Genomic DNA, 19821 nt, shown 5'->3' with positions numbered 1-19821 from the left:
CCCGGCGAAAGCCGGGATCCATTGGGGTCGCCGTCGCGGCTCCAGCTGCTACCGAGTGGCGAATGGATTCCGACTTTCGTCGGGATGACGGAAGGAAGAGTGACGGCTCAAGGGTTTGGGGCGTCCAGCGGAGGAAAGCCGAGGCCGATCGCAAGGTCCTCCCAAAAGGGGTTCTCGCGCTCGATCAGCACGATTTTCCAGTCGCGCTTCCATTCCTTGAGCTGCTTTTCACGTTTGATCGCGGACGCCATATCGCCGCCGACCTCATACCAGACCAGCCGCTTGACGTTGTTGCGCCTGGTAAAGCCCGGCACGGTGCCGCTTCGATGCTGATGGATGCGTGCTATCAGATCCGACGTTACCCCAGTATACAGCGTGCCATGTCGCCCGCTCGCGAGCATGTAGACGCAGGGCAGTTTGTCCACCTCACCCCTCCACCGTCATCCCGGCGGCAGCCGGGATCCATTCGCCACGCCGCCTCGGAAAGAGCCGATCCGGCGACCCCAATGGATCCCGACTTTCGTCGGGATGACAGCTTGAGACAACAGGCATCATGAACCACCAGTTCGACCTCACCGACGACCAGCGCCAGATCCAGGAGATGGCGCAGAAGTTCACCGCGGATGCGATTACCCCGCATGCGGCCGAGTGGGACGAGAAGCACATCTTCCCGCGCGACACGATCCGCGCCGCGGCAGAACTGGGCTTCGCGTCGATCTACGTTTCGGAAGAATCGGGCGGCATCGGCCTGGGCCGGCTGGAATCGGCGCTGATCTTCGAGGCCATGGCCTATGGCTGCCCGTCGACCAGCGCCTTCATCTCGATCCACAACATGGCCGCCTGGATGATCGACCGCTTCGGCAGCCAGACGGTGAAGGACAAGTATCTCCCCAGCCTGGTCACCATGGACCGGCTGGCCAGCTACTGCCTGACCGAACCGGGCTCGGGCTCGGACGCGGCGGCGCTCAAGACGCGGGCAGTGCGCGACGGCGATCATTATGTGGTGAGCGGTTCGAAGCAGTTCATCTCGGGTGGCGGCGAGAATGATCTCTACCTCACCATGGTCCGCACCGGCGAAGACGGCCCCAAGGGCATTTCCTGCCTCGCGATCGAGAAGGACATGCCGGGCGTGAGCTTCGGCGCGCAGGAGCGCAAGCTGGGCTGGCACAGCCAACCCACCGCGCAGGTGATGCTCGACAATGTTCGCGTGCCGATGGAAAATCTGGTCGGCGCCGAGGGCGAGGGCTTCCGCATCGCGATGATGGGGCTCGACGGCGGGCGGCTCAACATCGGCGCCTGCTCGCTGGGCGGCGCGCAGCGCTGCCTCGACGAGACGATCCGCTACACGCAGGAGCGCAAGCAGTTCGGCAAGGCGATCGCCGATTTCCAGAACACCCAGTTCACGCTGGCCGACATGGCGACCGAGCTGGAGGCCGCGCGCGCGCTGCTCTACCTCGCCGCCGCCAAGGTGACCGCGGGCACGGGCGACAAGACCCGCTTCGCCGCGATGGCCAAGCGGCTGGCGACCGATACCGGCTCGGCCGTGGTCGATCGCGCGCTGCAGCTGCATGGCGGCTATGGCTATCTGATGGATTATCCGATCGAGCGCTTCTGGCGTGATCTCCGCGTCCACTCGATCCTGGAGGGCACCAACCAGGTGATGCGGATGATCGTCGGCCGCGAACTGCTGAAGGGCTGAGGTCGAAAATGCTTTCCTACAGCAACGCGTTTATGCTTTGTTCTAATACGTGTGCCCCACGCGTCGAGGAGGAAGCCGGGTTGATGTCCGTTTCCCGGAACTTTTGGAACTTTCAGGGGGTGGCGGCATGACGGAAATTCTCACCGCGATCGAGGGCCCCGTCGCCCGCCTCCGCCTCAACCGGCCGAAGGCGCTGCACGCGCTCAACACCGGCATGTGCCAGGCGATGCTCGACGCGCTCGACGCCTGGGAGGGCGACCACGCCGTCCACATCGTGCTGCTCGACCATGCCGAGGGCCGCGGCTTCTGCGCCGGCGGCGACATCCGCATGATCGCCGATAGCGGCGCCGGCGACGGCCAGGGCGCCGCGGACTTCTTCCGCATCGAATACCGGCTCAACCACCGGTTGTTCACCTATCCCAAGCCGATCGTCGCCTTTGCCGACGGTATCGTGATGGGCGGCGGCGTCGGCATCTCCCAGCCGGCGCGGTTCCGGGTCGCGACCGAGAACACCAAGTTCGCCATGCCCGAAACCGGCATCGGCCTGTTCCCCGACGTGGGCGGCGGCTGGTATCTTTCGCGGCTGCCCGGACGGATGGGCGAATATCTCGCGCTCACCGGCCACCGGCTCGACGGTGCCGAATGCCTCGCGCTCGGCCTCGCCACCCATTACCTGCCGGCCGAGGCGCTGGCCTCCGCCAAGGCGCAGATCGCCACCGCGCCCGACAAGGCATTGGCGATCCTCGACGACCTCTCGGCCGAGCCGCCGATCGCCAAGATCCTCGCCCATTATGCCGATATCGACCGGCTGTTCGCCGGCGACACGGTGGAAGAGATCTTCGCCGCGCTCGCAGCCGAGGACGGCGAGTGGGCCGCCGCCACCCTCGCCACGCTGCGCACCAAGTCGCCCCAGGCCTGCAAGGTCTCGCTGCGGATCGTCCGCGAGGGGCGCGCTATGCCCGATTTCGCCGCCGAGATGGTCCAGGAATATGCCGTCGCCACCCGCGTCTGCCGCCTGCCCGATTTCGCCGAGGGCGTGCGCGCCGTGATCGTCGACAAGGACAATGCCCCGCGCTGGTCGCCTTCTACCCCGGAAGCGGTGGACAGCGCCGCGATCGACGCCATCTTCGCGCCGTTGCCGGCGGAGTCGGCGTGGAAGCCCTGAACGGAGAAGAACATGTCCGCTTATGAAACCCTCCTCGTCGAACAGCGCGGCGCCGTCACGCTGATCACGCTCAACCGGCCCAAGGCGCTCAATGCGCTCAACAGCCAGGTGCTCACCGAGCTGCTCGACGTGATGCGCGCCTTCGATGCCGATCCGGCCCAGGGCTGCGCGGTGCTGACCGGCAGCGAAAAAGCCTTCGCAGCCGGTGCCGACATCAAGGAGATGCAGGCCCAGGGCTTCGCCGACATGTACGGCCATGACTTCTTCGCCGGTTGGGATGCCTTCACCCGCACCCGCAAGCCGATCATCGCGGCGGTGTCCGGCTATGCGCTGGGCGGCGGCTGCGAAGTGGCGATGATGTGCGACTTCATCCTGGCGGCAGACACCGCCAAGTTCGGCCAGCCCGAGATCAAGCTGGGCGTCTCGCCGGGCATGGGCGGCTCGCAACGGCTCACGCGCGCGGTCGGCAAGGCCAAGGCGATGGAGATGTGCCTCACCGGCCGGATGATGGACGCCGCCGAGGCCGAGCGCGCCGGGCTGGTCAGCCGCATCCTGCCTGCCGCCGAGCTGGTCGAGGAAGCGGTGCAGACCGCCGCGACGATCGCCGCGATGCCGCCGCTGGCGGTGAAGGCGAACAAGGAAATGGTCAACGTCGCGTTCGAGACTAGCCTCTCCCAGGGCGTCCACTTCGAGCGCCGCCTGTTCCACGCGCTGTTCGGCACTGAGGACCAGAAGGAAGGCATGACCGCCTTCGTCGAGAAGCGTCCGGGGAACTGGACGGGGCGTTGAGTCACTGAACCACTCCCCCTCCCGCGTGCGGGAGGGGGCCGGGGGGTGGGCCCCCGGCATCCGCGACACCATCGCTTGTGGAGAGGGAGCGCCCACCCCCAGCCCCTCCCGCAAGCGGGAGGGGAGTACCTGAATGGCACGCGTAGCGATTATCGGCCTCGGCAACATGGGCGGTGGCATGGCGGCGAACCTCGCCAAGGCCGGCCACGACGTCCGCGCCTTCGATCTGTCCCCGGAAGCGCTGGAGCGCGCGAAGAAGGCCGGCTGCCTGCCCGCCGCCAACGCCGCCGAAGCCATCGCCGGCGCCGAGGCGATCGTCACCATGCTGCCCGCCGGCCGTCACGTCGAGGCGCTCTACACCGAGACGCTGCTCGACCATGCCGAGGCCGGCGCGATCCTGATCGACTGCTCGACGATCGACGTCGCCACCGCCCGCCGCGTCGCCGAAGCGGCGACCCAGCGCGGGCTGCTCGCGGTCGACGCGCCGGTCTCGGGCGGGATTACCGCAGCCAATGCCGGCACGCTCACCTTCATGGTCGGCGGCGCGGTGGCGGCGTTCGAGCGCGCCGAGCCCTTCCTCGAGGACATGGGCAAGGCGGTGATCCACGCCGGCGCCAGCGGTGCGGGCCAGGCGGCCAAGATCTGCAACAACATGATCCTCGGCGCGACCATGATCGCCACCTGCGAGGCCTTCGCGCTCGCCGAGAAGCTGGGGCTGGACCAGCAGCGCTTCTTCGACATCGCCTCGGTCTCCTCGGGCCAGAGCTGGTCGATGACGACCTATTGCCCCGTGCCCGGCGTCGGCCCCGAGACCCCCGCCGACCGCGACTATCAGGGCGGGTTCGCCGCGCCGCTGATGCTCAAGGATCTCAAGCTGGCACTGGAAGCGGCGGCGAGCGTCGGCGCGCAGGTGCCGATGGGCGAACGCGCCGAGCAGCTCTACGCGGCGTTCGTCGACGGCGAGGGCGCCGGGCTGGACTTTTCGGCGATCATCAAGACGCTCTGATCGGCTCGCCGGCCCTCAGCCGAGAGTCAGGGCCCCCGTCAGGTCGCCGGGCGCCGGGCCGCCCGCCGCGACCATCGCCCGCTCGCGCTCGACCAGGCCGGGCAGCGGCACCAGGCCGAAGCGCCGCGTCAGGAATCGTGCGATCGAGCCGGTGTCATAGGTGGTGTGATCCACATGGCCGCGCTTGGCGAAGGGCGAGACGATCACGGCCGGGATGCGGGTGCCGGGGCCCCAGCGGTCGCCCTTGGGCGGGGCCACATGGTCCCACCACCCGCCATTCTCGTCGAAGGTGATGACGACCAGCATCTTGTGCCATTGCGGGCTGCGGCGCAGCGCATCGACGACCATCGCGATATGCTGGTCGCCGGCTTCGACGTCCGAATAGCCGGCATGCATGTTGAGATTGCCCTGCGGCTTGTAGAAGCTGACCGCGGGCAGCGTGCCGGCCGCCGCATCGGCGAGGAAATGGTTGGTGCGCGCCGTCTCGCCTTCGCCCGCGTCGCGCAGATGCTGGGCCCGCGCGGCGGTGCCGGGGGCGAACTGCTCGAAATAGTTGAGCGGCTGGTGGTGCGGCTGGAAGTTGGGGCGGCTGGGAAAGCTGCCGTCGTTCGCATGGCCGGCGAGCGCAGCGGCCCAGCCACCGGCATACCAGGCCCAGGGCACGCCCTTGTCGGATAGCCGGTCGCCGATCGTCGCATGGCGCTGCGGCACCATCGTCTTGGCATCGCTCCAGTCGGCATAGCCGGGCCGATCGGCGTCGAGCTGGTAGGTCGGCGCATAGGGTGGCAGCATCGTGTTGACCGACCAGAAATCGGGGCTCAGCGAGCTGGGCACGAAGTCCGGCGGGCCGTCCATCGCGCTCTTCGGCGAGGTCGGCTTCAGCTTCAGCCGGATACCCTTGGGATCATCGCCCTCCACCTGGGCGATCCGGCCCTTTGCCGGGCTCTTGTCGGCATTCGGATAGAAGGGCGGCTGGGCCGCCACCAGATATTGGTGGTTGAGATAGGAGCCGCCGAACGCACCCATGAAGAAGCGGTCGCACAGCGTGAACTCGCGCGCGATCTGCCACAGGCGCAGCTTGGCGCTGGCCTCGCCATAATGCCCCATCACCAGCGCGCCGCTGTCGCCCCAGGCGGCGAAGCCGTCGTTGCGGCCGCCGTTGATCTGCAGCTGGTTGTGGTAGAAGGCGTGGACGAGGTCGCGCGTTACCACGCCGTGCGGCAGCGGATCGCCCTCGGGCGTGGCCAGCGCGAAGGGGCCGTTGGCGATCGGCGGCAGATCGTCCGGGCCGATCTTGTAGCGGCGATGCTCGACCACCTGCTCGTCGGGCACCATCCCTTCCCACACCTTCGGCAGCGTCTTCAGCACCGACCCGTCGCGATCGCGCTGGGCGGTGCGCGCAGGGTGCACCGCGGCAAGCGGATCGGCGAGCCCGGGAAAGCCGGCGAACAGATTGTTGAAGCTGCGATTCTCGGCATAGATCACGACGACCGTCTCGATCTCCGCCAGCTGGCGCTGCCCGGCCTTTGCCGAAGCGGGCGCGGCGGCCAGCATGCCCGCGATCCCGGCCGCACCGAGCAGCGCGCGGCGTTCGGGGTTGTCGATCGCATCGCCCGCAGGGCTTCGCTCGGGTCGTTCGGTCTTGTCGTCACGCATCATCTGCCTCCCGCACTGCCCGCCCTAGGGGAGCATCCCGCGGGTGGCACCTGTTTGTTACGCGCGTTTGTCGGCGGTCTCAGCACGCAGGGCCGCAAGGGACCGCACAGCGCCGCCGCGATCCGCGCTGCCGCCAATTGGCAATGTGCGCGCTCGCCAGGCACAGGCTGCCGGCCATAGTCAGCCCGGTCTCGAGCGCCTCGCGCCACGGAATCGCGACGCCCAGCGCCATCAGGATCAGCCCCATGGCGCCGACGATCAGCGGCGCCGTCGCGCGGTGCCGCCGCCAGCCGCCGACCAGGGCAAGCGCGCTGGTCGGGATGGCGACGAAGAGCAGGATCCAGTGAAACGCCTCGCCGGGCGCGAACCGCGCCGCCACGCTCGGCAAGGCTGCCAGCACCAGCGGCAGCGCCAGGCAATGGAGCATGCACAGCGCCGAGGCGCAGATCCCCACCCCATCCAGTCGCGCCTGCCACCGCACGCTCCGCATTACCGACACCGCAATTCCTTCCCGGCGCCAAACGCCTTGAGCTTTCTCCTAGCCGGATGTAGGGATGATACAACATATCATTCAATCGAGGATCGCAGCGTGCCCCATTCCGTTCCGCCCGCACCGGAGGCTGCCGCCAAACTGCCGGTGACCGTGCTCTCCGGCTTCCTGGGTGCCGGCAAGACGACCCTGCTCAACCACATCCTCGCCAATCGCGAAGGGCGCCGGGTGGCGGTGATCGTCAACGGCATGTCGGAGGTGAACATCGACGCTGATCTGGTGCGCGGCGGCGAGGCGGCCCTGTCGCGCAGCGAGGAAGCGCTGGTCGAAATGACCAATGGCTGCATCTGCTGCACGCTGCGCGACGACCTGCTCCAGGAGGTTCGCGCGCGCGCCGAGGCCGGGCGGTTCGATTATCTGGTGATCGAAAGCACCGGCATTTCCGAACCGCTGCCCGTCGCCAGCACCTTTTCCTTCCGCGACGAGGCCGGTGCCTGCCTGGGCGATGTCGCGCGGCTCGACACAATGGTTACGGTGGTCGACGCGCTCAACCTGCTGAAGGACTATTCGAGCCGCGACTTCCTCGCCGATCGCGGCGAATCGCTGGGCGAAGACGACGGGCGCAGCCTGGTCGGCCTGCTGGTCGAGCAGATCGAGTTCGCCGACGTGGTGATCGTCAACAAGGCAGGCGCCGTCACGCGCGACCAGCTCGCGCTGGTGAAGAAGCTGGTCGCCAGCCTCAACGCCGATGCGCAGATCCTGACCTGCGATCACGGACGGGTACCGCTGTACACCATCCTGGACACCGGATTGTTCGACGAGGAAAAGGCCGCGCGGCACCCGCTCTGGGCCAAGGAGCTCTATGGCTATGCCAGCCATACGCCCGAGACCGAGCAATATGGCATCGAGAGCTTCGTCTATCGCGCGCGGGCGCCGTTCGATCCGGTGAAATTCTACGCCTTCCTCACCGAGGGCGGGCTGGACGGCGTGGTGCGCGCCAAGGGCCATTTCTGGCTTGCCACCCGCACCGAATGGGTAGGCGAACTCGCCGTCGCCGGCGCGCAGACGATGACCGCGCGGATGGGCCGCTGGTGGGCAGCGGTGCCGAAGCAGCATTGGCCCGACGACGATCGCTTCGAGCGTTTCGTCGCCGGGCATTGGGACCCGATCTGGGGCGATCGCCGCCAGGAACTGGTGTTCATCGGCATCGACATGGACGAGGGCCGCATCCGCCGCGATCTCGATGCCTGTCTGCTGCCGGTGAAGGCCTTCAGCCCGGCGCTGTGGATGGGCCTGCGCGATCCGTTCCCCGTCTGGGGCGAGGCCGTGCCCGAGGCGGCGGAATGAGCGTGGAAGCCCCCTTGCGCACCGTCGCCTCCGCCGTCGCCATCGAGCGCGGCAATCCCAGCGTGCTGGAGGCCGTGGCCCGGCCCGAGGTGCATCTGGCGGTATGGACCAGGCCCCTTCCCGCCGCGCTCTCATGGCTGCCGGCGCTCGATTTCACGAAAATCGATGATCTCGATTTCGAGATTTCCCTCGATGCTGCCGAGGCGGAGATCGCCGAGGGCCTTGCCGAAGCCGGCTACCCCGCCGGCGACCGCGCCAATGCGCTGCTCGACGAAATATGCGGCCATGCCCGCCGCTTCGCCGCGATCCAACGGCTCGATGCGGTGACCATCCGGCTGGAAGTGATCGAAACCGACGCCTGCCGCAAATTCCACGCCGATCATGTCACGGCGCGGCTGCTGACCACGCTGGTGGGATCCGGCACACAGTGGATCCACGGCATCGCCGATCCCGACACCCCGATCCGCCAGTTGCGCACCGGCGATGTCGGCATCTTCAAGGGACGGCTGGGTGCCGATCCGGTCGGCATCCTGCATCGCTCACCGCCGATCCTAGACACCGGCGAGACCCGGTTGCTGCTGGCGATCGACCCCGTGGCGGCACTGGGGATGCACGCATGAACGGGCTGGTCACGGGCGAACAGGCGCTGATTCCGGTCAGCGTGCTCACCGGCTTTCTGGGCAGCGGCAAGACGACGCTGCTCAACCATCTCGTTCGGATGCCCGAGATGCGGCGTGCGCTGGTCATCATCAACGAGTTCGGTGCGGTCGGCCTCGATCATGACCTGATCGCGCGATCGAACGAGGACATGGTGGTGGAGATGATGGGCGGCTGCCTGTGCTGCACCATCCGCGGAGACCTGCGCGACACGCTGCGGGACGCGCCTTGGCGGTTCGCGCGCGAGGGTCGCTGCTGGTTCGACCGGGTGATGATCGAAACCACCGGCCTCGCCGATCCGGCGCCCATCCTGCACACGCTGATGACCAATCCGCAGCTGCGCACGCTTTATCGACTCGACGGGGTGGTGACTGCGGTCGACGCGGTCAACGGCATGGCGACGCTCGACGCCCAGGACGAGGCGATCCGTCAGGCTGCGGTGGCCGACCGCATCGTGCTGACCAAGATCGATCTGCTGTCCGCGGACGCCAGGCACGAGATCGAGGCGAGGCTCCGCACGATCAACCCGGCCGCCCCGATCCTGCCGGTACTCCAGGGCGTGATCGAACCGGATCGCCTGTTCGATGCAGGGCTCTATAACCCGGCGACCAAGGGCCCGGACGTGCAACGCTGGCTGAACGCGGAAGCCTATGGCGAGCGGCACGTTCATCACGCCGATGACCACGACCACCACCACGACGTGAACCGCCACGACGACCGCATTCGCGCAACCTGCCTGACCTTCGACGAACCGCTGCGCGCCGAGGCGTTCGAGCGTTGGATCGACATCCTCACCAGCCTGAAGGGCCAGGACATTCTGCGCGTGAAGGGCATCGTGCATCTAGCCGATCACCCCAAGCCGCTCGTCATCCACGGGGTGCAGCATCTGTTCCACCCGCCGGTGGAGCTGGACGACTGGCCCTCGGACGACCGGCGGACCCGGCTGGTGTTCATCACCCGCGGCATCACGGCCGACCAGCTGCGCGGCACCTTGTCGCTGATGACGATCGGGCTCGAACATTTCGGGCTCGAGGGGCTGGTGGAAAGCGTGCCCGCCCCCGGCGTCCCCGGGGGCGTAATGGGGCCGGCTGGGTGTAATCAGCGGCCCCCGCCCCTTCTAGCGGGCGACGTTGTTGCTGCGATCCCGATCCGGCAGCTTGTGATCGGGATCGATCTCGGCGCGCACCACACGCTGCGGCCCGGGCACGTACACATCGGTGCTCGCGGTCCGGATCCAGGTCTCCACCGCCAGCGAGATGTCGCGCTTGGCCCCGTCGGCAAAGGTGACGCGCAGCGTGGCGGGCATCACCATCGGGTCGCGGTTCTCCACGGTCACCAGCGAACCCTCGCCGCGCCGCGCCGGGCTGATCCGGGTGACCGCCTGGTCGAGGGTCCAGTTGTGGACGTACCAGCCGCGCCACCACCAGCTCAAGTCCTCGCCGCTGGCATCTTCCATCGCCCGGAAGAAGTCGGCGGGCTTGGGATGCTTGAACGCCCAGGCGGCAATGAAGCGGCGGAAGGCGGGATCGAACCGGTCCGGTCCCAGGATCTGCTCGCGCAGCAGGGTAAGGCCGAGCGCCGATTTGAAATAGGTGACGGCGTGGCGGTATTTCTCGGTCACGGTGTCCGCACGTGACAGGATCGGCGGCGCGTTCGGATCGGCGAGGATGGGGAGGATCTCGTCCACCGGGTTGCCGCCGCCCTCGGCATATTCGCTGTCGCGCTTGGGCCCATATTCGCCGTGGTTGAAGGCATCGGACTCGTACACGTCGATGAAGGTGTTGAAGCCTTCGTCCATCCAGGCGTCGCGGCGCTCGTCGAAGCCGACGATCATCGGGAACCAGCTATGGCCGATCTCGTGCGCAGTGATCCAGAACAGCTCCTTGCCGGTATCCTCGATCCCGTCGAACACGATGCCGGGATATTCCATGCCGGTCGCGATGCCGGCGACGTTGACAGCGTTGGGCCAAGGATAGGGATACCAGCGGCGCGAGAATTCCTCGACCGCGTGCTTGAGATATTCGGTCGAGCGGCCCCATTTGTCGCGCCCCTGGCTCTCCGCCGGGTAGACCGACATCGCCAGGCCGGTCTTGCCGCCGGGCAGGTTCATCCGCGCGGCATCCCAGGCAAAGGCGGGCGAGGCCGCGAAGGCGACGTCGCGGCTGTTCTCCATGCGGAAATGCCAGGTCAGCGTGCCGTCCTGCCGGGGACGGGAGGCCGGGGTGCCGATCTCGCCCGGCGCGATCACCTCCACCGTCGCATCGCTGGTGCGCGCCTTGGCGAGCCGTTCGCGCTGGGTAACGGTGAGCACCTCCTGCGGGTTCTGCAGCTCGCCCGATCCGGCGACGATCATCGTCGCCGGCAGCGTCACCCAATAATCGAAGTCGCCATATTCAAGGTAGAATTCCTGGGCGAGGTAGGGGAGCGGGTCCCAGCCGCGCAAATCGTCATAGACCGCCATGCGCGGATACCATTGCGCGATGTTGTAGACCTCGCCGCGCTGCGCCTTGCCCCACGCCATGCGCCCGCCCCATTCGCCGGGAATGGTGAAATGGTAGCGGATGCGCAGCGTCAGCTTGCCGTGCGCGGGCAAGGCCGTGGGCAGCGGCACCTGCATCCGCGTGTCGGTGATCAGCGGCGCCACGGCGATGGTCTTGCCGCCCGACACCAGCTCCACCGCCTCGATCACCATGCCGTCGGTGGTGCCGCCGGGGACCCGCCCGCTCGCCAACGCGCCGCGCGATCCGGGGCGGTAGAGATTCTGGTCGAGCTGGAGCCAGAGATAGTCGAGCCGATCGGGACTGTTGTTGGCGTAGGTGATCGTCGCGGTGCCGCGGAGCAGCTTGGCGGCCGGATCGAGCGTGGCGTGGATCTGATAATCCGCACGGTTCTGCCAATAGGCCGGGCCGGGCAGCCCGTTCGCCCCCCGGACAGTGTTCGCCGCGCTGGGAAGTGCCAGCGGCGCAAAGGCGGCCTGCGGATCGTAGCGGGTCTGTGCCGACGCCAGCGGCGCCCAAAGCGCCAGCAGAACGGTGAGGCCGATGGGGGAATGCGCCAGAGGTTTCAGGGGGTCGCTCCACGTATGTGAGAGGATCAGCATAAGAAGACTGGTTCGTTCGTCCAGCGATTTGGCGGGCAGAAAGCCGCCTTGCCCCAGCGCGCCACGGCACCCGCAGCGGCGCGGGCATCTCGCAGCCAGTCCGTGGGGAGAACACCGTTTTGGCACCTCAGCGCATCAAACCGTCCATCTATCGACATGTGATATCATATCATGCGCCGCGCCATAAGGTTCCTCGCGTTCAGAATGTGCCTGGGGGGCTTCAGCCAAATGACGGGAGTGAAATGGCGTGCGGCGCTGTGGTGCGGCATGTACGCGGCCGGAAGCTCGGTTTTTTGTTCGTCCCTCCGCGCCCAGCAAATGCCACAACGCGCTGCTGACGCCCCTTCGGATGCAGCGTTCAAGACGTTGTTTGATGCCTGGAAGGCCAGCGACACCTCCGCTCCCACATTGCCCCCGGTATCCATTCCCCTGGATCGGCCGGTAGACAGTTTTCGCTACACCTCTTCCTTCGGCATCAGGACCGATCCCTTTCGCGGGAAGAGCAGTTTTCACCCCGGTATCGACCTCGCGGCACCCGTAGGCACACCCGTGCACGCGACGGCGGAAGCGCGGGTCGTTCGCGCGGCGTTCGCCTCGGGCTATGGGAATCTTATCGTTCTCGACCATGGCGGCGGGATCGAGACGCGCTATGGCCATCTCTCGGGAATTGCCGTCAAAGTGGGGCAGCTTGTCCACCGTGGCCAAGTGATCGGACGGGTAGGATCGACCGGTCGATCGACCGGGAGCCATCTTCATTACGAGATCCGGCTGTCCAGCCAAGCGATCGATCCCCTGCCCTTCATGGCCCCGGGGGACGAGCGGCTGGCGCTCCATCAGGCGGTCGGTCCGCGCGCCGGTGCCGCAACGGCAATGGGCGGCCCGCTTCAGTCGGCGGCTTCCCATCCCTGACCGCCCGGGGCGCAGTGCGGAAGCGGCGCCCATCCACTCGCCGCTCGCCCGGCCGAGTTGCTGCCGCCATCCGCGGAATCCCGATACCCCGAAAGCAAATCGACCTCGGCAGCCGCCCCGTCAAAGGCCACCCAGGCTATGAGCCGCGCGTTGCGCTACCGGCCAGCTCGTCGACTGATCGCCAGCGTGCTCGGTGGCGACGTACTCATAGCCATGCTCCGCCGCGGTGTTGGCGACCGCATCACCGAGGAAAGCCGTAGGAAACAGTAGCGCGATCTCACCGAGATTGATGCCGGGCCGACGGCCGCGCCTTGCCGAGGCCCGATACTCGATAAGATACCGCGCCTGTCCAGCATATCCGGACCTCCCGGAGGGGGCTGTTCAATGAGCCCCCTTGCGTTCAAGCAGGACGACGACGCGCCGAGGTATTGGACGCGTCGCTACGGCCGATGCAGCGCAGCCACTTCTTCCTTGTCGCCCATCACCACGCCAACGCGCTGGTGGAGGCTGACCGGGTCAATGTCCAGGATCGCAGCGCTGCCGTCACTTGACGCGCCGCCCGCCTGCTCGATCAGCAAGCTCATCGGGTTGGCTTCATACAGCAGGCGAAGCCGCGCCTTTCCGGGTGTGCGGTGATCGGCAGGATAGAGGAACACGCCGCCGCGCTTGAGAATGCGGTGGACGTCGGCCACCATCGAGGCGGTCCACCGCATATTGTAATCGTGCCCGCAGGGGCCCGCGCTGCCGAGCAGCCGGTCCTCGACATATCGCGCGACCGCGGGCGACCATTGCGGGCGACGGGCCATGTTGATGGCGAATTCGCGTGTGCCGGTGGGAATGCGCATCGGGCCGTCGGTCAGCCGCCACGAGCCGATCTCCCGCTCGAGGGTGAACTCATAGACGCCGGCGCCGATCGTCAGCACCAACAGCGTCTGCGGACCGTAAATGGCATAACCGGCCGCGACCTGGTTGCGGCCTGGCTGCAGGAAGTCGGCTTCGACTACCTCACGGCCGGCGCAGGCCTCTGGCGCGCGCACGACCGAGAAAATGGTGCCGACGCTCAAATCGACATCGACGTTGCTCGACCCGTCGATCGGATCGAACAGGAGCAGATATTCGCCCTTGGGGTAGCGGTTGGGAATGGGGTGGATGGTTTCCATCTCTTCGGACGCCATCCCGGCAAGGTGGCCGCCCCATTCATTGGCGTCGAGCAGCAGATCGTTGGCGATCACGTCGAGCTTCTTCTGCACCTCGCCCTGGACGTTCTCCGATTTCAGGCTGCCGAGCACATCGCCCAGCGCGCCCTTGGAAATCGCATGGCTGATCGCCTTGCACGCGCGCGCGACCGTTTCGATCAGCAAGCGCAATTCGGCCGGGCACGGCGATTCCGGCAAGCGCTGCTGCTCGATCAGAAAGCGCGAAAGCGAGATGGGCTGCATGGAGTTTCCTTGCACGCGGTTGATAACAGAAATGGGTCAGGCGGTCGGATGCGGAGCGGACAGCGGGATCCGTTGCATCCGCTCCGCCAACGCCGGGCCATGGGCAAAACCGGCGGCTTCCGCGATCATCGCCGCAGGGGGCCGGATGCCGGTGTACAGAACGAACTGCTCGACCGCCTGCAGGATGATGACTTCGGCACCCGATAGAACGATCTTGCCCGCTTGCTCCGCCGCCCGAACGAACGGCGTCTCGGCGGGAAGCGCGACGACGTCGAACGCGATGTCGCAGGACGCGATCATCGCTGCGGGAAAAGCGAGCGCGTCGCGGTCTGCGCCTTCCATGCCGAGCGGCGTGACATTGACCAGCATCGGCGCGCCCGTGTTGGGCAAGTCCGCCCGCCAGGCATAGCCATAACGATCGGCCAGCGCCTCGCCCGCCCAGCGATTGCGCGCCACCACCGTGCCATGGGCAAAGCCGCACGCGCGCAGCGCCGCGACCACCGCCTTGGCCATGCCGCCACTGCCGCGCAGCAGAAACGGTGTCGCCGGATCGATCCCCCGCGCGATCACCAAGTCGCGCACCGCGACATAATCGGTATTGTAGCCGGTCAGCACCCCATGGTCGTTGACGATGGTGTTGACGCTGTCGATCGCGCGAGCGGAGTCTTTCAGGCCATCGAGAAGCGGAATGACGGCTTCCTTGAACGGCATCGAGATCGCACAACCACGAATGCCGAGCGCACGAATGCCGCCGATCGCGCCCGGCAGATCGGTCGTACTAAAGGCCTTGTAGACATAATCGATCCCGAGCAGTTCGTAGAGCCGATTGTGGAAACGCGAACCGGCATTGCCAGGCCGCCCCGACAGCGACATGCACAGCTGCGTGTCGCGCCCGATGGGTGGTTTCGCTGGGGCGGTTGGCGCGGCAATTATCATGGCATACTCCCAGCAAACTCGGCGACACTGGGGCTGGCACTCGATCCGCGCGTGACCAGACGGCCGGTCAGAACCACCTTGCGAACCGCGGCATCGGGATAGTCGAACCGGTCGAGCAACATGGTCATTGCGGTACGTCCGATTTCCTCGACGGGCTGCTCGATCACCGTCAGTCCGTCGCCGACGAATTCCATCCAGTCATTATTGTCGAAACCGGCAAGCGCAATGTCGCCCGGCACGGTCAGATCGAGACTGCGCAATGCGCGCAATATGGTCAGCAGCATCACGCCGTTGCTGGCGACCAGCGCGTCCGGGCGCGTGGGGCCACGCAGCAGGTTCGCGACAGCATGTTCCGCCTCGCCCGGCGCATGCGGCACGGCAATCGCCTCGGTTGTCATGCCCAAGCGCTGGGCGGCGCGTTCGAAACCCGCGCGCCGTTCGATCCCGGTGCTGCTTTCAGCGCCAAACAGCCCTGCAAGATGTCGATGCCCCTGCGCATGAAGATGCTCGACCAAGAGGCCGGCCATCGCCTCATTGTCCAGCAGAACGCTGTCCTTTTGTGCCGCCGGCAGGGCTCGGTCGATCAACACCACCGGACAATCGAGCGACAGGCTGCCCGCCATTTCGACCCGTTGGCGCGACGGCGCGAGGACGATTCCGGTCACCCGCTCCTGCTGCATCAACTCGAGATATTTGGCCTCCTGCGCCGGGTCCTCATCGGTGTTGCAAACGATGACACGCAATCCCCGTGCAGCTGCGATCCGCTCGATCGTGCGGGAAACTTCGGTGAAGAACGGATTGCGGATGTCCGCGACGATCAGGCCAATCGTGTTGCTATGCTGCGAGCGCAGTCGGCGCGCGGCGAGATTAGGGCGATAGCCGGTCGATTTGACCGCGGCCTGGACGCGCGCCTGCATCGCCGGATCGACCGGGCGCCCCGCAAGCACCCGCGAAACCGTCGCTGGCGACACGCCAGCCGTCTTCGCGACATCCTTGATCCCAACCGCCATGAGAAATCGATCTCTCCCGTCCGGACTTTCTCCAGTCCTTTGCGTGGCGCAACATGCACGCGAACGTGGAAAAAATGCAAGCCTCTTGACAAAATTTCGAGAAAACGTTTTCTGGTGGGCAACGAAAAGTGGAGAGGTTCTGGAATGCCCCCCGAATTTGCGACCTTGTCCAAACCCCACGGGCTGGTGCGGATCGACGCGCGCGTCGCCGACAAGACCGATGCGATTCGCCAGGTCGCCCAATTGCTGATCGGTGCCGGCTGCGTTGCCCCCGGCTATGAAGACAGCATGGTGCGACGCGAGGCGGTCGCCAACACCTACCTCGGTGAGGGCGTCGCGATCCCGCACGGGCTGGGCGAGGATAAAGGCCTCGTCCGGCATGACGGCATCGCCGTGCTGCAATTGCGCGACGGCGTTGAATGGAACCCCGGGCAACGCGCGCATCTGGTGGTGGGGATCGCCGCCAATTCGGACAGCCATCTCGCCATCCTTCGCCGCCTGACGCGCCTGCTTCAGGACGAGGCGCGCCTCGCCCGGCTGATCGCGACCGATGACACTGCCGCGATCGTCGCGGCGCTGTATGAGGACGGCGAACCCGCCGCAGCGCGACCGGCAGCCCAAGATCTGGCCGAGGCAACCACGTGGGTCGTCGACTATCCCACCGGCCTCCATGCCCGCCCAGCCGCGGCCTGGGCCGAAGCTGCCCGCGCCCTCCCCGTCGCCTTGCGCGTGCGCCACGGTGCCGATAGCGCCGATCCCCGCAGCCTCGTCTCGCTCCTGCAATTGGGACTGAAGGCGGGCGAGGAAATCGTTGTCTCGGCCGCAGGCGACGGCGCGCGCGATGCCGTCGATCGCTTCATCCGCACGATCTCGGGCATCACCGCCCGCGAAAAGGCCGATGCCGACCGCGCCGCCGAAAAGGCGAAGGCGAACGTGCCGACCGGCGGCTGGACGCCTGCAGCACAGACCGTGATGATCGCCGGGGTCGGGGCCAGCCCTGGCCTCGCGATCGGCCAGGTGCATCTGCTCGCCTCGGCCGAACTGGTCGTGCCGGATCTGCCCGTCGATCTCGTCGAGGGCGGCGCGCTGCTTGAAGGCGCACTCAGCCGCACCCGCGCGCAAATGAAGGCACTGGTCGACGATACGACGCGCCGCCTCGGTGCAGGCGACGCCGCGATTTTCGCCGCGCAAGCAAGCCTGCTCGACGACACCGATCTGATCACGCTGACGTGCCAATTGATGGTCGAGGGCCACGGCGTCGCCTGGTCGTGGCATCAGGCCGTGGATCGCATGGCGCAGCAATTGACCGCGCTCGGCAATCCGGTGCTCGCCGCACGCGCCGCCGATCTGCACGACATTGGCCGGCGGGTGCTGGCGCAGATCGATCCCGGCCTTGCCCCGGGCGGCCTTGAGGACATTCCCGACGAAGCCTGCGTGCTCGTCGCGGCGGATCTCTCCCCATCCGACACCGCCATGCTGGATACGAACAAGGTGCTGGGCATCGCCACCGCACTCGGCGGCCCGACCTCGCACAGCGCGATCCTCGCGCGCACGCTGGGTCTGCCCTCGGTCGTCGCGGGCGGCGCAGATTTGCTCAGCCTCGCCGCCGGCGCGACCGCGATCGTCGATGGCGACGCCGGACGCGTCTGGATCGATCCGTCGGCGGACGATATCGCCTCCGCCCGCGCCTGGATTGCCGAAATCGCAGCCAAGCGCGTCGCCGATGAAGCCGAACGCGGCCGTCCGGCGATCACCACCGATGGCCATGAGCTCGCCATCGCGGCGAACGTCAATCGCCCCGATCAAGTCGCCTTCGCGCTTTCGCAAGGTGGCGAGGGTGTCGGGCTGATGCGCACCGAATTCCTGTTCCTCGAACGTGGCGAGACCCCAAGCGAAGACGAGCAGCAGGGTATTTACCGCGCGATGATCGATGCGCTGGGCGATCGCACGTTGATCGTGCGGGCGCTCGATATCGGTGGCGACAAGCAAGTGCCGCATCTCGATCTGCCGCGCGAGGACAATCCCTTTCTCGGTGTGCGCGGCGCCCGCCTGCTGCTGCGTCGCCCAGATTTGCTCGATCCACAACTGCGCGCACTGTATCGCGCGGCCAAGGAAGGCGGCGATCTGTCGATCATGTTCCCGATGATCACCTCCGCCTGGGAGCTGAAACGACTGCGCGAGCGGTGCGAGGCGATCCGCGTCGAACTCGACGCGCCGCGCGTACCGGTCGGCATCATGATCGAGGTGCCGGCGGCGGCGGTGCAGGCCAAGGCGCTGGCGGCGCATGCAGACTTTTTCTCGATCGGCACCAACGATCTCACCCAATATGCGCTGGCGATCGACCGGCAGAACCCTGAACTGGCAAGCGAGGCGGACAGCCTGCATCCTGCCGTGCTGCGGCTGATCGCGATGACGGTGGAAGGCGCACGCGCGCATGACCGCTGGGTCGGCGTGTGTGGCGGGCTCGCAGGGGATCCCTTCGGCGCGGCGCTGCTGGTCGGGCTGGGCGTGACCGAATTGTCAATGACGCCGCGCGACATCCCGGCAGTCAAGGCACGCATCCGGGCCGGCAGCATGGCCGAATTTGCGGAGCTGGCCGCGCGCGCCATGGACATGGAAGGCGCCGCCGAAGTGCGCGCGCTCGATGCGAAGGACCTGTGATGCCCATCCATAGCGTCACCTTCAATCCCGCAATCGACCAGACAGTGCTGCTCGATCATCTGGTGCCGGGCGAGGTCCACCGTGCCCATACCGTTCGCCAGAATGCCGGCGGCAAGGGTGTCAACGTCGCCAGTTGCCTTGCGGACTGGGGCGTGCCCGTCACCGCGCACGGGCTGCTCGGCAGCGACAATGCCGCACCGTTCGACGCGCTGTTCACGGCAAAGCTGATCGAGGACCGCTTCATCCGCATCTCGGGGTCTACGCGGGTCAACCTCAAGATCGTCGATGCCGAGGGCACCACCGACATCAATCTCGACGGGATCGCGGTCGATCTCGGGCGCGTCGACATGGTCGTCGCCACGATTTGCGCTGCCGCCGGAGACGGCGACCTGGTGATCCTGTCGGGTAGCGTCCCGCCGGGCTGCCCCTATGAAATCTATGCGCGGCTGACGGCGCGGCTGCGCGCGCAGGGCTGCACGATCCTGCTCGATACCAGTGGCGAACCACTGAAATGCGCGCTCGACGCCGATGTCCTACCGAACATCATCAAGCCCAATCGCGAAGAGCTGGCGCATTGGCTGGGCGAGCCGATCGCGGATCGCGGCGCGCTGATCGCGGCGGCAGATACGCTGCGGCGGCGCGGGGTCGATCTGGTCGTGGTGTCGATGGGCGAAGAAGGCGCGCTGTTCCTGTCGGACGAAGGCGCGGTGAGCGCCCGTCTGGTGGTGGATGGCGTGGCCAGCACGGTCGGTGCGGGCGATGCGATGGTCGCTGGCATTGCTGCAGCGGTGAACGAAAACGCCGTACTCGATCGCACGGCGCGGCTGGCGACGGCGTTCGCGGTCGCGAAACTGGGCATGGTCGGCCCCAATTTGCCGAGCCTCGGCGTGGTGCACGCCCTGGCCGGTGACGTGTCGGTCGACACGATCACGATTGCCTGAACCTGGAGCGGATGGG

Annotated in this window: 16 protein-coding genes and 1 pseudogene; 10 read left to right on the top strand and 7 right to left on the bottom strand. The window is 67.0% G+C overall.

Features of this window, described 5'->3' with window-relative positions:
* Window positions 1-107: 107 nt before the first annotated feature.
* Window positions 108-425, bottom strand: coding sequence for a GIY-YIG nuclease family protein (locus ACTJKY_RS18390; RefSeq protein ID WP_440847547.1), 318 nt, complete (start codon window positions 423-425; stop codon window positions 108-110).
* A gap of 128 nt (window positions 426-553) precedes the next feature.
* Between ACTJKY_RS18390 and ACTJKY_RS18385 the strand changes: the two genes are divergently transcribed.
* The 4 genes from ACTJKY_RS18385 to mmsB all read left to right on the top strand — a co-directional run bounded on the left by ACTJKY_RS18385 (window position 554) and on the right by mmsB (window position 4659).
* Window positions 554-1699, top strand: coding sequence for an acyl-CoA dehydrogenase family protein (locus ACTJKY_RS18385; protein ID WP_440847546.1), 1146 nt, complete (start codon window positions 554-556; stop codon window positions 1697-1699).
* A 127-nt stretch (window positions 1700-1826) separates the two neighbouring features.
* Complete coding sequence (locus ACTJKY_RS18380; RefSeq protein WP_440847545.1) at window positions 1827-2864, top strand: enoyl-CoA hydratase/isomerase family protein; 1038 nt, start codon at window positions 1827-1829, stop codon at window positions 2862-2864.
* 12 nt (window positions 2865-2876) lie between these two features.
* Window positions 2877-3653: an enoyl-CoA hydratase gene (locus tag ACTJKY_RS18375; RefSeq protein WP_440847544.1), complete on the top strand. Its 777-nt coding sequence runs from the start codon at window positions 2877-2879 to the stop codon at window positions 3651-3653.
* A gap of 133 nt (window positions 3654-3786) precedes the next feature.
* Window positions 3787-4659: a 3-hydroxyisobutyrate dehydrogenase gene (mmsB, locus tag ACTJKY_RS18370; protein ID WP_440847543.1), complete on the top strand. Its 873-nt coding sequence runs from the start codon at window positions 3787-3789 to the stop codon at window positions 4657-4659.
* A gap of 15 nt (window positions 4660-4674) precedes the next feature.
* Here mmsB and acpA read toward each other — a convergent pair whose 3' ends face one another.
* Complete coding sequence (gene acpA, locus ACTJKY_RS18365; RefSeq protein WP_440847542.1) at window positions 4675-6315, bottom strand: acid phosphatase; 1641 nt, start codon at window positions 6313-6315, stop codon at window positions 4675-4677.
* Between the two features lie 79 nt (window positions 6316-6394).
* Window positions 6395-6805: a MerC domain-containing protein gene (locus ACTJKY_RS18360; protein ID WP_440847541.1), complete on the bottom strand. Its 411-nt coding sequence runs from the start codon at window positions 6803-6805 to the stop codon at window positions 6395-6397.
* A gap of 99 nt (window positions 6806-6904) precedes the next feature.
* Between ACTJKY_RS18360 and ACTJKY_RS18355 the strand changes: the two genes are divergently transcribed.
* The 3 genes and pseudogenes from ACTJKY_RS18355 to ACTJKY_RS18345 form a co-directional block, all read left to right on the top strand.
* A complete protein-coding gene (locus ACTJKY_RS18355) occupies window positions 6905-8152 on the top strand; it encodes a GTP-binding protein (RefSeq protein ID WP_440847540.1) in 1248 nt (415 codons plus the stop codon).
* Window positions 8149-8772, top strand: a complete 624-nt coding sequence (locus tag ACTJKY_RS18350) for a DUF1826 domain-containing protein (RefSeq protein ID WP_440847539.1) — start codon at window positions 8149-8151, stop codon at window positions 8770-8772. Before ACTJKY_RS18355 ends, ACTJKY_RS18350 begins: the two co-directional genes overlap by 4 nt.
* Window positions 8769-9791 (top strand): annotated as a pseudogene (locus ACTJKY_RS18345) (CobW family GTP-binding protein); the annotation flags it as partial. The gene ACTJKY_RS18350 and the pseudogene ACTJKY_RS18345, both read left to right, overlap by 4 nt.
* Window positions 9792-9926: 135 nt before the next feature.
* Here ACTJKY_RS18345 and ACTJKY_RS18340 read toward each other — a convergent pair.
* The gene (locus ACTJKY_RS18340) at window positions 9927-11909 is read right to left on the bottom strand and encodes a M1 family metallopeptidase (RefSeq protein WP_440847538.1); all 1983 of its coding nucleotides are present in this window, start codon (window positions 11907-11909) and stop codon (window positions 9927-9929) included.
* 228 nt (window positions 11910-12137) lie between these two features.
* On the opposite strand from ACTJKY_RS18340, the gene ACTJKY_RS18335 reads away from it, so the two are divergent.
* Entirely contained in the window at window positions 12138-12818 is a 681-nt protein-coding gene (locus tag ACTJKY_RS18335) for a M23 family metallopeptidase (RefSeq protein WP_440847537.1), read from the top strand.
* Window positions 12819-13258: 440 nt separating this feature from the next.
* Here ACTJKY_RS18335 and ACTJKY_RS18330 read toward each other — a convergent pair whose 3' ends face one another.
* Genes ACTJKY_RS18330 through ACTJKY_RS18320 form a run of 3 tightly spaced genes read right to left on the bottom strand, consistent with a single transcriptional unit; the run spans window position 13259 to window position 16203 of the window.
* Window positions 13259-14257 carry a class 1 fructose-bisphosphatase gene (locus ACTJKY_RS18330; RefSeq protein ID WP_440847536.1) on the bottom strand — a complete coding sequence of 333 codons (999 nt, stop codon included), beginning with the start codon at window positions 14255-14257 and terminating at the stop codon, window positions 13259-13261.
* Window positions 14258-14293: 36 nt separating this feature from the next.
* Window positions 14294-15193 (bottom strand): shikimate 5-dehydrogenase, encoded by a 900-nt coding sequence (locus tag ACTJKY_RS18325; RefSeq protein WP_440847535.1) that lies wholly within the window; start codon window positions 15191-15193, stop codon window positions 14294-14296.
* Window positions 15190-16203 (bottom strand): LacI family DNA-binding transcriptional regulator, encoded by a 1014-nt coding sequence (locus ACTJKY_RS18320; protein ID WP_440847534.1) that lies wholly within the window; start codon window positions 16201-16203, stop codon window positions 15190-15192. The genes ACTJKY_RS18325 and ACTJKY_RS18320 overlap by 4 nt, the downstream gene beginning before the upstream one ends.
* A 144-nt stretch (window positions 16204-16347) precedes the next feature.
* On the opposite strand from ACTJKY_RS18320, the gene ptsP reads away from it, so the two are divergent.
* Both ptsP and pfkB read left to right on the top strand, forming a co-directional pair.
* Window positions 16348-18864, top strand: coding sequence for a phosphoenolpyruvate--protein phosphotransferase (gene ptsP / locus ACTJKY_RS18315; RefSeq protein ID WP_440847533.1), 2517 nt, complete (start codon window positions 16348-16350; stop codon window positions 18862-18864).
* Window positions 18864-19805 carry a 1-phosphofructokinase gene (pfkB, locus tag ACTJKY_RS18310; RefSeq protein ID WP_440847532.1) on the top strand — a complete coding sequence of 314 codons (942 nt, stop codon included), beginning with the start codon at window positions 18864-18866 and terminating at the stop codon, window positions 19803-19805. Before ptsP ends, pfkB begins: the two co-directional genes overlap by 1 nt.
* The last annotated feature ends 16 nt before the right edge of the window (window positions 19806-19821 follow it).

This window comes from Sphingomonas sp. 22176 (assembly GCF_052045505.1).
In the GTDB taxonomy this organism is placed as follows: Bacteria; Pseudomonadota; Alphaproteobacteria; order Sphingomonadales; family Sphingomonadaceae; genus Sphingomonas.
Note: the sequence above shows the minus strand (reverse complement) of the source record. Positions and strands in the feature narration are given on the sequence as shown.